The following is a 12,080-nucleotide window of genomic DNA, read 5'->3' as shown; positions in this document are numbered from 1 at the left end:
AAATCTAGTTGTACCTGCAACTAACGATAAAAATATCGTAAAAGTATCATGAGGTTCCTAACTTAACTTTAAGGTAACAAAGGGCACTTTTAAGGATTTTTAATTAAGGAGTTTCCTAAATAAGAATATCCTAATTTTCTATGCTTAAAACAACAAATTCCTTAAAAAATGATGCTGTAATTTACTAGTTTGTAATTACCTCTATTTCTTCCTGAATTGTCTCCCAGTTTTGCATTAAGGTATCCAACTCATCTTTTTTTGCCTGATAGGAATCAAAAAAGTTGGGTTGCGCTATGGTTTGATCATAATTTATAGCCAATTCTGTATCTATCTCTTTGATTTCTTTTTCGAGTTTATTGATTTTCGCTTCGAGATTACTAAGTTTATTATTTAAAGATTTTAGCTTTTTTTGATTCTCATAGGATTGTTTTGCCGTTTCTTTCGTTTCAGAAACTTGTTTTTCTTGTTTATCCTTTTTTTCGATATCTCTTAGGTCATTTATTCTTCTTTCCTCTAAATAGAAATCTATATCACCCAGATACTCTTTAATCTTTTTATTCTTAAACTCGTAAACAGTGTTGCTAAGGCCCTGTAAAAAATCTCTATCATGAGATACCAGGATAAGAGTTCCTTCGAAACTTTTAAGAGCCTCTTTAAGCACATTTTTGGATTTTATATCCAAGTGATTCGTTGGCTCATCCATCACCAAAACATTAAAGGGCTGCAAAAGCATTTTACATAGTGCCAATCGATTACGTTCTCCTCCCGATAGCACCTTTACCTTTTTGTCCACCTCGTCACCTCTAAATAAAAAGGCACCCAACATATCTCGAACTTTACTTCGTGTTTTTTCGTTGGCTGCATTAATCATCGTATCATGAACGGTTAATTCTCCATCTAAATATTCGGACTGATTTTGAGCAAAATATCCAATCTGCACGTTATGGCCTAACTTGAAATCACCTTCGTGCTTTATTTCATTTACAATGATTTTTGCTAAGGTTGACTTACCTTGACCATTTTGACCTACAAAGGCTATCTTGGATCCACGTTCGACCAATAAGTCAATATCCTTCAAAACCTCTTTGTCCCCATAATTCTTTCCAACACCTTCGGCCTCTATGATCACTTTTCCTGGCTGAATACTTACTGGAAACTTGATGTTCATAACAGCGTTATCATCCTCATCAACCTCAATTCTATCAATCTTGTCCAATTTTTTTATTAGTGACTGCGCCATTGAAGCTTTACTGGCTTTGGCCCTGAACTTTTCTATTAGCTTTTCTGTCTGTTCAATCTGTTTGGATTGATTTTTTTGTGCAGCCAATTGTTGCTCTCTAATTTCTTTACGAAGTACCAGATATTTGGAATAAGGCTTATTGTAATCATAAATACGGCCAAGCGAAATCTCGATTGTCCTATTGGTTACATTATCCAAAAACATTTTATCATGCGAAACAATAACAACGACCCCTGGATATGTTTTTAAGAAATTTTCTAGCCAAATAATGGACTCTATATCAAGATGGTTTGTTGGCTCATCGAGCAATAAAACATCATTCTTCTGTAATAAAAGCTTGGCAAGTTCGATACGCATTCGCCATCCACCCGAAAAAGTATCGGTTAACTTATTAAAATCATCTCTAACAAACCCAAGACCTTGTAATACTCTTTCGGTCTCTCCTTGATAGTTGTACCCGCCAATGATTTCATAATGATGTGTAAGATCACTTAAATCGGCTATCAATTGATTGTAGCCTTCACTTTCATAATCCGTTCTTTCTGCAAGTTCTTTATTGATTACATCTATTTGATGTTCTACTTTTTTAATTTCTATAAAAGCCTCATGTGCTTCTTGCAGCACTGTTCGGCCTTGCACAAAATCTATATCTTGCTTTAAGAACCCTATTTTTACTTCTTTATCCATAGCAATTTGACCTGAATCTGGCTCCTGCTCTTTAGATAAAATTTTAAGCATCGTAGATTTCCCTGCTCCATTTTTCCCAACGAGACCAACGCGGTCTCCAGCACTAAGCATAAAGCTTATTTCTTCAAAAAGAAATTCTCCTCCAAAGGAAATCGACAAGTTATGTATGTTTAACATCTGCTTTTGAATATTTTGTGCAAAGATGATTAAATTTGTGTTAGCATAAAAATCACATATGAACTTATTGAAAGGGACTAAAATTTATAGCATTTTTACTGGTTCTTGTCCAGTATGCCAAAGCGAAAGTATGTACAAGGAATCGAATCCTTATAAGCTAGGAGAGACTCTTAAAATGAACGAGAGGTGCAGCCATTGCAATACCAAATACAAGATAGAACCTTCGTTCTTTTATGGTGCGATGTATGTAAGTTATGCCGTTGGAATTGCCTTTGCGGTTGCTGCTTTTGCAATTTCTAACCTTATTCTTGGATTTAACCTTATGAATACATTTCTATCAATAGTAGCTACACTTGTTGTATTCTTACCTATTATACTGAGGTTATCTAGAAATATTTGGATTAATTTCTTTATGCATTACAACAAAGAAAAGAGCTTATCATAGTTTCTCAAAACGTTTAATGTTGTACTCTTTGTTCAAAGGCTTCTTATTTTCGATAAGGTTATAGAGGTGTTGTGCAACTGTTGGACCTATAAGTATCCCCCTGCTTCCTAAACCATTTAAAATATGAATATTTATAAATTCGGGATGCGTTCCTACTAATGGCCTTCTATCACGCACTGTAGGCCTAATGCCTGCTACTTGATCTATTACTTCATATTTGGCTTTTAAGAAACTATCTAATTTGTTTTCTATCTCTTTTTTTGCCTGTTCTGTTGTACCCGGAGATTTATCTTGATTGTTATAGGTTGCCCCTACTTTGTAGGTGTCATTCCCAAGAGGAATAATAAAAACAGAGGATTTTACCGCTTCTTCCAATTTTAAAGCTTCAGACTTAATTATAATATACTCTCCTTTATTTCCTACTAAAGGTAAATAGTTAAAAAAAGGATTGTTTTTAACTCCAAAACCTTCAGCAAAAATTATATGCTTTGCCTTTACATTTTTATATTCTACAAAATCGGGTTTAACAAGCAACTGATCATGGTTAAACGATTCATTTGCCAAACGTTTTTTTTGATCAATATAGTTTAAATACAAGGACAACATCTTTTTAAGATCCACTTTCCCTGTATGTTTCACTCTCCCAAATTGATAGGGAACATCTAGCGCTTTATTAGTATTTTCAATTAATTCTGGTAAAAGAAACTGATCTAATATTGGTTTATCACAAGCTTCAAACCATGTATTTTGCTCTTCGATAGAGTTAAACCTTCTTACTATAGAAAGGTCTTTAACGAAAGATTCCTGCAGTCTTGTTTCTATACGCCTATAAAACGGAAGTGCTTTTTGAAGCTGCTCGTTAGCACTCCAAGCCGGAGTAAAACGTTTTAAAATTACGGGATTATAAAGTCCCCCGGCAACTCTTGAAGATCTCTGAGAGTTGTTCTCAAAAACAAGATAGGATTTGTTATTATCTTCTAGTTGTTCAACAAATGACAATCCAGCTAAACCGAATCCTACAATAATATAATCTATCATAGTTCAAAAATAAGAAAACGCCCAACTATAGTTGGGCGTTTTCTATATAACTTATTTAGATATAGAAGTATTTAGTAACTCCACATATCCATTTCAAAATTTCGAATACTCTCTTTAATTCTTTCACTTTCCAGAAGTTGCATCAAGGCATTATCCACAATATAATCTTTTATCTCGCGGTCACCTTGTTCATTATCTTCTTTATAGATAATCGAATTAAATCGTCTTGCATTTAATATATGATCTAGTGTAAATGGCATAGAGGTGTTTCTTCTGTTAAATGCCGATGCATTATGAAGAATCTCTCTCACGTCTTGATACCAAACCCAAAATAATGCTACCATATCTGGCTCATCATCATCGATAAAGTTAACATCGGGAGCAACAGGTGCTATACCAAGCAATCTATATCTTAGCTCTCCCTGACGTTTGTCAAAATACCAATATCCTCTAATCTTATACTCTGCAATATCTGCTGATGTAATATCTCTTCTGTTAATATACTGAGGGTCTACAGTTTCTCCAGCATTGTACTGCTCATATCCTAAATCTGTAGTGTCTATCTTAGACATTGTAGATTGAAGATCTTCGAAAGTACGAGTCTCTGTAAAATATGAATCTGAATAAATATTCTTGATCTTTCCGTTTTTGATATTTGCTACCAAAACATCATACAAAGAACGACGATTTACACCAATGTTATTTGTATCAATAGGATAATACAATGGGAAATTTATACGTTCATCAAGATCAATAGTTTCCCAAGTAGTCTTTGCCCATAACACATCACGTTTATCAACATAGGCATACTCCAAAGGGTGATCGTTATCATATAAGATCTGTTCCTGGGTCTTTTTTCCGATATCACTAGGCTGATCAGCATTTAAAACATTGATTTGCCCGTATGAAATCATCGAAATGAATAGACCAAAAACGGTTAATACAAAATTTCTCAAATTCATAACTAAATAAGTTTTTAATTCGTTAACTCAACAATAACAGGAGATATTTTCTTTAACTTATATCCAGCATTAGTAGTTAACTGTGCTTTTATATCAATAATTTGTACCGAAGAACCTCTTTTTGCCTTACGTAAAGCAGATTTAGCTTTTGAATCTAGTCTTCCTCCACGTACACTAACAGTAGGTTGTCCTTCTACTTTAAATTTAAATCCAGTAACTTTTAATTTGATATCGAAATCAAAATCAGGTAAGATTGCTCCAATAGATGAAATGTTTAATGCATTTCTTGCCATTTTTATAGATCCATCTTCACCTCTTACAGTTCCAACTGGTCTTGGAATATCTTTGATTCTGAACTTCTTACTATCACTTACGGTAGTACCATTTGCAAGTTTACCGCTTACTTTAATACTTACTTCACGAGCTCTTACGGTAGTTACATTCATCATATATCTACCAGCTCCTCCAGTTTTTCTTAATCCAGGAGCAGAAGCATTAACGTTAGGCACACCAGGAATAGAAATTGTCATCGGGTTGTTTACACCACGATATACAACATTCATCTTATCTGCAGATATTACAGCAGAATTTGGTCTTGGGATTACGGTATAAGAACTTTTAATAGGAATCTTCACAATAGAATCCCCTTCTTTAAATTCAAGTTCACCTTCTATGTTTCTTTCTCCAACATTTCCAGCTGGGAAATCAAGCATAATTTGACCGTTTTGAATTTCTGTCTGCTCTTTTTTGTTAACCATTACCTTGGTAGGTTTCAAAGTAGCATCAAAACGTCCTAAAACGATTCTACCTTTAAACTTCTCTCCACTAAAGAAAGCGGTTTTATCTGCAACTACAATTGCCTCATAGTTACTAAATGAAAGTTCTGAAGCTTGCTGCCCTGCTAATAACGCAGAAAGCACTTTACTTTCGGTAGTTTTTACATCAGCTTGCATTTGCGTAAGCTTTGTAAGAGAAGCTACCAATGGGAAACCTTCAAAATTATAGTTTAACCATTTTTTGTTTACTCCAGATCTGTCTTTTACATCACTAGTAGAGAATGTTTTTTCAACATCGTTTGCAACAGAAGCATCAACTTCTTTTACTTCTTTAATTGCTGCCGAAACTCCATCTCTATACTTAGCTATATTATCAAGAAATGTCTGAGCTTCTGCAGATGTTTTTCCACCTTTAAAAAACTTCTCATCAAGAGTTGTAGACTTATCCATAGTTTCATAATCCGTAGGATCGCTCAAATCTTGAGTAATTTCTGTTTTAAGTTGATCTATATAAGCATTAAATTCATTAGAAAGTGTACTAATTTGATCAGCTTTTTCTTTAAGCGGGGTATATTTCTCTGGTTGTTCTGAAACTTTTTCAGCCAGACCAGCCATAAATGAATTATTACGCTCTGTAGAGATAACATTAGATTCTGCCAACTTTTCGTTCATCAAACCGAAAGCTGATAGTACCTCTTTTGACATGTTTAATGCCATCATTGCGATGAAAACCAGATACATCAGGTTAATCATCTTCTGCCTTGGGGACAATTTTCCTCCTGCCATTCTTCTTAAATTTTGGTAGTTATTATTAAAATACTAATTACTGTTAACTTCTGTTCATTGCAGTTAACATACCACCATATACTCCATTAAGTGAAGAAAGGTTACTAGCAAGGCTCTTCATTTGCTCTTGAAGTGCAGTAGCATTATCAGCAATAGCTTGATTAGCTTCAGCTTGCTTTGCAGAAGATTCTAACTGTACTTTATATAAACTATTTAAAGATTCTAGGTGAGAAGCTGCATTAGCCATCTCTTCGCTATATTTCTTAGTACCTTGAATAGCATCTACTGTAGGGGAAATATTTTTTGCTGCTCCTTCAAAGTTACGGATGCTTTCACCAAGGCTGCTCATTAAACTAGAATCTACTCTAGCTTCTTTAAGCATATCGTCTAATTTTTTAGACAATAATCCTTCTGGAGTTTCGTCTTTCTTCTTATCTCTTTTATTTCCTCCTGCTAATTCGGGGTAAACAAGAGACCAATCTAAATCATCATCTACAGGTTCGAATGCAGAAACAGTAAATACAAATGCTTCTGTAACAAGACCTATAATAAGCATTTCATTACCAAATGGCCAGTGCATAATTTTGAAAAGTGCACCAAGGATAACTACGGCCGCTCCTAGACCGTATACCATGTTCATTAATTTTTTGCTTGCTTTTGAATTTGCCATAATAAATTTGTTTTGTTTTTTAAATCTAAATGTTAAAAAAAGGGTTAGTAATTAAGTTGATAGAATTTTGGGACTTAGTTTTGCTGATTCTGCGTATTATCTTCTCCAGTAGCGTCAGTACCCATATAGTCCTGAACAGTTCTAAATCCGATATAGCTTCGAGCAGAATCTGCGTATTCATAATCTCTAGTGCTCACTTGTAGGAAATAAGCAACATCTTTCCATGATCCTCCACGTACTACTTTACGTTTATTCTCATCATCATTGACATTTGGGTTCATTGATGATACATAATCGTATGCTGATGGATCATAAGAAGACTGTACCCACTCAGAAACATTACCCGCCATGTTATAAAGATTATAATCATTAGGGTCAAATGTTCTGGCTTCTACGGTATATAAGAAATTATCTGCTGCATAGTTTCCTCTAAGAGGTTTAAAGTTCGCCAAGAAACAACCTCTGTCGTTCAAAGCATAAGGTCCACCCCAAGGGTAGGTAGCTGATTCTAGACCTCCTCTTGCGGCGTACTCCCATTCTGCCTCGGTAGGTAGTCTAAAATAGTTCACAAACTCTTTACCTTTTTTCTTTTGAAAGGTATTTTTTTCAATAGTTCTCCATCGACAGAAGGCTTTTGCTTGTTCCCAAGAAACACCTACTACCGGGTAGTCATCGTAAGCACTATGCCAGAAATAGTCATTATGCATAGGCTCATTATATGAGTAACTAAAGTCTTTAATCCAAACTGTAGTATCTGGATATACTTCGATTACTTCTTCTTTAACGAAGTCTTTTCTTCTTCCTTTTTTGGCACGTGCGGCTGCTTGAATATCCATCCAAGTAAATCTAAACTTAAATTTACTTACATCCAACGTACGTCTTCCGTTATATGATTCCTCTAATGGAATATACAATGTATCCATAACTTCGGCATAGAACTCATCTGGATAATCTTCGATATCCCATTCAATATCTATATCCTTATTAAGTCCTCTACCTTCATAACCAGTAGTACCTGTACCACTATAGTTATCGTACATATATTTTTCGTAAACCGACATGTTCTCTGTGTCCGCATCTAAGAATGCATATTCACCAATACCATCATCACCAGGAGCCTTACCTAGCTCATCTGCCATAATAGCCAGCTTCATTCGAACTGTTGAATCTCGAACCCAATTTACAAACTGTCTATACTCACTATTGGTAATTTCGGTCTCGTCCATATAGAAAGAACGAACGGTAACCATCTTTGTTGGTGCATTTGACAATGCAGCTTTGTCATCATCTGATTTACCCATAATAAAAGACCCTCCGGGGATAAGCGCCATTCCATATGGTTTTTGCGGGTGCCATTTTTTTCCTTGTGCTCCTACAAGTTCACCGCGGCTTCCTTTGCCACAACTGTAGAGCAATGCTAAAATAGCAAAGAGTGATACAAATTTCTTCATAACGTGTTTTAGGTTAAGATCTTCTAGATTTAAGGACGTAAACCTATTTATTTATTTCCAGAAAAACAATTTTTTTCTAAAAAAAACCTTAAATCCGCCTAATAAAAATGTTAAACTTCGTTTTTTCGTTTTGCCTTATACCATCTTTCAGGTATTTCTTGATTACAAGCACGCTCATAATCGTTGTATGTGCAAGGTAATAACGTATGTCTTTTCAATTTATTATTACCAGATGAAATAAATGGTATTTCTATCCACCATCTTCCTGTTTTTGCACTCTTATAAAAAGATAAAATTTCATCTTCTACAGGCACATTATAATGTAACGTACTTTTTTGGTTCTTTATATCTAATTCATTCGACCTATAATTATACCCTTCAATAAAATACCAAATAATTTGAGCCATCAGCATTGACGTCATTTCTTCTCCTTTAAAGTTTTTAAATTCGTAAATCCCAAAACTTTTCACTTTGTCACTAATTCCAGCATATCTCGAAATTGCACAAATCTCTCTTCCATCAAAACCGTTTGGAGACTTGGTGATACCATTAATGCTATTAGAATTCATAACACCAAGATCAATAGAAACAATATCCGCATCTCTCATGATTGGTTCTACAATTGTAACATCAGAAATAACCTCACCCAATCGATAAGCATCAAAATATAATTTTTCGATCAGGTCAATTTCTTCCTGGGCATTAAAATAGGTCTGATATCCTATATTACTGTAATTAAATAGATTGTAAGGTTGCTCGACGATAATTTTACCTACAAAAGAAGTATTGGTTATTGGTTCGGCAGAATTTCCAAGATCGAATTTACTATCAACATTGGCCAAATTCACCATTCGCTCTAAAATATCAAAAGATCGATACTGGGCATATACAAGATCTTGACTACCTCCTATAATTATAGGTATAATATTTTTTTGCAATAATGTGGAAAGAACTTCCTGGACCAAATAATAGGTATCACTAACTTCGTTTCCTGGCACAATATCTCCCAGATCTACTATTGAGGCATCCCAATTACCAGGGTAAAGCTCATATAAAGATTTACGAACGTTATCAAAATTTAATTTCTCACCCAGAAAATTAATATCGTTTCTATTTTCCTGCACTCCAAGAATCGCGATATTAATTTTTGCGAGTTCTGGAACTCCACTATCCGCCGTATGTATTATAATCTGTTTTCCTAATGAATGATCTGAAAGCAGTTCGGTATGGGCAGCTACCAAATCGCTAACTGGGGCAAGAAATTCGAAAGACATGTATTATTTCTTTTTGGTAGTGGTTTTCTTTTTAGTAGTTTTTTTCTTGGGAGCGTTTTTCTCGATAAGATCTTTCACCTTTTCCAAAGTCAATTTTGAAGCATCTACTGTTTTAGGTAATTCGATTTTAACTTTACCTTTAATAATATTACTTCGACCCCATCTTGCTTTTTCAACGCGTATACCCTCTTCTTCCCAGTTATGAATAACCTTGTCAATTTCTTTTTGCTTCTTCTCCTCTATTAATGTAACAATATCATTCTCTGAAAGATTATCAAAGTCATACTTCTTATTTACATTAATAAACATGTTGTTCCATTTAATAAAAGGACCGAATCTTCCTTTCCCTTTTTGAACAGGAAGATTTTCATATATATATATAGGAGCATCTGCTTTTTCTTTTTCATCGATAAGCTCTTGTGCTCTTTCTAAAGTTATACTTAGTGGATCTTCACCTTTGGCTAGAGAAACAAATTTATCACCAAATCGAACATAAGGACCAAATCTTCCATTGTTTACAACAAGCGTCTCTCCTTTATATACACCAAGTTCTTTTGGTAGTTGAAAAAGATCCATTGCTTCTTCAAAAGTTATTCCACTCAGCGTTTGGCCAGGAGGTAGGCTGGCAAATTTTGGTTTATCTTCATCATCGGCAGTTCCAATCTGTACCATTGGGCCAAATTTACCTAATCGTACACTTACTACTTTGCCCGTCGCCGGATCTTCACCAAGAATACGCTCACCAACTTCACGTTCTGCATTTTGCGCTACATCTTCTACTTTTGGGTGAAACTCTTCGTAAAATTCTTTCATGACATGCGTCCAATCTTCTTGACCTTCAGCAATTTCATCAAAGTCCTGTTCTACTTTTGCTGTAAAATTATAATCAAGGATCGAAGAAAAGTGATTCACAAGAAAATCATTTACAACCATCCCTACATCTGTAGGAATTAATTTTCCTTTATCGCTGCCTACTTTTTCAGAAAGTTTTTTCTCTTTTACCGCATCACCTGCAAGTACCATCTGAATATAATTACGCGACTCACCTTCTTTAGAACCTTTTTCTACATAATTTCTATTTTGAATTGTAGAAATGGTAGGCGCATAAGTCGAAGGTCGTCCTATACCAAGTTCTTCAAGTTTCTTTACCAAAGAAGCCTCGGTATAGCGACTTGGCGCTCTTGTAAATCTTTCGGTAGCAGTTATATAATTATTAAACAAGGATTCATTCACTTTCATTGCAGGAAGGATTCCTTCTTGTTCTTCATCTTCATCATCATTTCCTTCAAGATACACTTTTAAAAATCCTTCAAACTTGATAACCTCCCCATTGGCAGTAAACTGTTCATTATGAGAATTGGCATCAATCTTTACATTGGTTCTTTCCAATCGAGCATCACTCATTTGCGAAGCAATGGCGCGTTTCCATATCAACTCATATAAACGTTGCTGATCATAATCTGCATTAACTGTATGTCTAGAAAAATCGGTTGGACGAATGGCTTCGTGAGCTTCTTGCGCTCCTTTGGACTTACCTTTATATTGTCTAGGGTTGCTAAAATCTTCTCCATATGCTGATACAATTTCAGCTTTTGCCCCATTTTGAGCTTCAACAGAAAGGTTTACACTATCGGTTCTCATATAAGTAATTAACCCGGCCTCGTATAAACGTTGCGCCATGGTCATAGTTTTACTTACAGAAAAATACAATTTTCGCGATGCTTCCTGCTGTAATGTTGATGTTGTAAAAGGTGGTGCTGGCGATTTTTTTGCAGGTTTTGTGGAAAGATCTGCAACTTTAAAGTTTGCGCCAATATTTTTATTCAAAAAGGCCTCGGCTTCTTCTTTAGTCTTAAAGTTTTTTGGAAGCTTTGCTTTGAAAGACTTCCCTGCTTGATTAGAAAATTCTGCATCAATTCTGTACGAAGCTACTGGTTTGAAATCAATTATCTCTCTTTCACGCTCTACAATTAATCGCACAGAAACAGATTGCACTCTACCTGCAGAAAGCCCTCCTTTTACTTTGCGCCAAAGCACAGGAGACAACTCATAACCCACCAAACGATCCAGCACACGTCTCGCCTGTTGGGCATTTACAAGATTGTAATCTATAGTACGTGGATTTTCTATTGCTTTAAGAATTGCATTTTTGGTAATCTCATGAAAAACAATTCTTTTGGTTTTATCTTTATCAAGCTTTAATGTTTCTGCCAGGTGCCACGCAATGGCTTCCCCCTCGCGGTCCTCATCACTTGCAAGCCATACCATTTCTGCATTCTTAGAAAGATCTTTCAGCTTTTTTACTACATCCTTTTTGTCTTTTGAGACAATATATTTGGGTTTAAACCCTCCATCGACATCAACTCCCAATTCTTTTGCAGGCAAATCTGCAATATGCCCAAAACTGGATGCTACTGTATAATCTTTTCCAAGAAATTTCTCTATTGTTTTGGCCTTTGCTGGCGACTCCACAATCACTAAATTCTTAGCCATAGTCCTTTTATTTCTGACCACAAAAGTATATCAAAAAAATGATATCCAGATTCTTTCTTAAAAAATTAGTCAAAAAAAAAC

The 12,080-nt window shown here is 35.1% G+C and carries 9 protein-coding genes; 1 reads left to right on the top strand and 8 read right to left on the bottom strand.

Annotation, left to right across the window (positions count from 1 at the left end; all coding sequences use genetic code 11):
- Positions 1–184: 184 nt before the first annotated feature.
- Positions 185–2,104, bottom strand: a complete 1,920-nt coding sequence (locus tag U6A24_RS07580) for an ABC-F family ATP-binding cassette domain-containing protein (RefSeq protein ID WP_324179342.1) — start codon at positions 2,102–2,104, stop codon at positions 185–187.
- Between the two features lie 58 nt (positions 2,105–2,162).
- Between U6A24_RS07580 and U6A24_RS07575 the strand changes: the two genes are divergently transcribed.
- A complete protein-coding gene (locus tag U6A24_RS07575; RefSeq protein WP_324179341.1) occupies positions 2,163–2,549 on the top strand; it encodes a DUF983 domain-containing protein in 387 nt (128 codons plus the stop codon).
- Here the strand turns inward: U6A24_RS07575 and U6A24_RS07570 are convergent.
- The 7 genes from U6A24_RS07570 to topA all read right to left on the bottom strand — a co-directional run bounded on the left by U6A24_RS07570 (position 2,544) and on the right by topA (position 11,999).
- Positions 2,544–3,587 carry an NAD(P)/FAD-dependent oxidoreductase gene (locus U6A24_RS07570; RefSeq protein ID WP_324179340.1) on the bottom strand — a complete coding sequence of 348 codons (1,044 nt, stop codon included), beginning with the start codon at positions 3,585–3,587 and terminating at the stop codon, positions 2,544–2,546. The genes U6A24_RS07575 and U6A24_RS07570 overlap by 6 nt on opposite strands.
- Positions 3,588–3,658: 71 nt before the next feature.
- Positions 3,659–4,549 (bottom strand): type IX secretion system ring subunit PorN/GldN, encoded by an 891-nt coding sequence (porN, locus tag U6A24_RS07565; protein ID WP_324179339.1) that lies wholly within the window; start codon positions 4,547–4,549, stop codon positions 3,659–3,661.
- 14 nt (positions 4,550–4,563) lie between these two features.
- Positions 4,564–6,111 carry a type IX secretion system motor protein PorM/GldM gene (porM, locus tag U6A24_RS07560; RefSeq protein WP_324179338.1) on the bottom strand — a complete coding sequence of 516 codons (1,548 nt, stop codon included), beginning with the start codon at positions 6,109–6,111 and terminating at the stop codon, positions 4,564–4,566.
- A gap of 43 nt (positions 6,112–6,154) precedes the next feature.
- Positions 6,155–6,781 (bottom strand): type IX secretion system motor protein PorL/GldL, encoded by a 627-nt coding sequence (porL, locus tag U6A24_RS07555; RefSeq protein ID WP_324179337.1) that lies wholly within the window; start codon positions 6,779–6,781, stop codon positions 6,155–6,157.
- Positions 6,782–6,855: 74 nt separating this feature from the next.
- A complete protein-coding gene (gene porK, locus U6A24_RS07550) occupies positions 6,856–8,232 on the bottom strand; it encodes a T9SS ring complex lipoprotein PorK/GldK (protein ID WP_324179336.1) in 1,377 nt (458 codons plus the stop codon).
- A 110-nt stretch (positions 8,233–8,342) separates the two neighbouring features.
- Entirely contained in the window at positions 8,343–9,506 is a 1,164-nt protein-coding gene (locus tag U6A24_RS07545) for a formimidoylglutamase (protein ID WP_324179335.1), read from the bottom strand.
- Between the two features lie 3 nt (positions 9,507–9,509).
- Positions 9,510–11,999, bottom strand: coding sequence for a type I DNA topoisomerase (topA, locus tag U6A24_RS07540; RefSeq protein WP_324179334.1), 2,490 nt, complete (start codon positions 11,997–11,999; stop codon positions 9,510–9,512).
- Positions 12,000–12,080: the final 81 nt, after the last annotated feature.

This window comes from Aquimarina gracilis (assembly GCF_035285365.1).
Lineage (GTDB): Bacteria > Bacteroidota > Bacteroidia > Flavobacteriales > Flavobacteriaceae > Aquimarina > Aquimarina gracilis.
The sequence above is the reverse complement of the archived record's forward strand: the minus strand, read 5'-3'. Positions and strand labels throughout refer to the sequence as shown.

Coding starts and splice junctions, on each gene's coding strand:
- U6A24_RS07580 (WP_324179342.1), bottom strand. CDS start 2,104: ATGTTAAACATACATAACTTGTCGATTTCCTTTGGAGGAGAATTTCTT.
- U6A24_RS07575 (WP_324179341.1), top strand. CDS start 2,163: ATGAACTTATTGAAAGGGACTAAAATTTATAGCATTTTTACTGGTTCT.
- U6A24_RS07570 (WP_324179340.1), bottom strand. CDS start 3,587: ATGATAGATTATATTATTGTAGGATTCGGTTTAGCTGGATTGTCATTT.
- porN (WP_324179339.1), bottom strand. CDS start 4,549: ATGAATTTGAGAAATTTTGTATTAACCGTTTTTGGTCTATTCATTTCG.
- porM (WP_324179338.1), bottom strand. CDS start 6,111: ATGGCAGGAGGAAAATTGTCCCCAAGGCAGAAGATGATTAACCTGATG.
- porL (WP_324179337.1), bottom strand. CDS start 6,781: ATGGCAAATTCAAAAGCAAGCAAAAAATTAATGAACATGGTATACGGT.
- porK (WP_324179336.1), bottom strand. CDS start 8,232: ATGAAGAAATTTGTATCACTCTTTGCTATTTTAGCATTGCTCTACAGT.
- U6A24_RS07545 (WP_324179335.1), bottom strand. CDS start 9,506: ATGTCTTTCGAATTTCTTGCCCCAGTTAGCGATTTGGTAGCTGCCCAT.
- topA (WP_324179334.1), bottom strand. CDS start 11,999: ATGGCTAAGAATTTAGTGATTGTGGAGTCGCCAGCAAAGGCCAAAACA.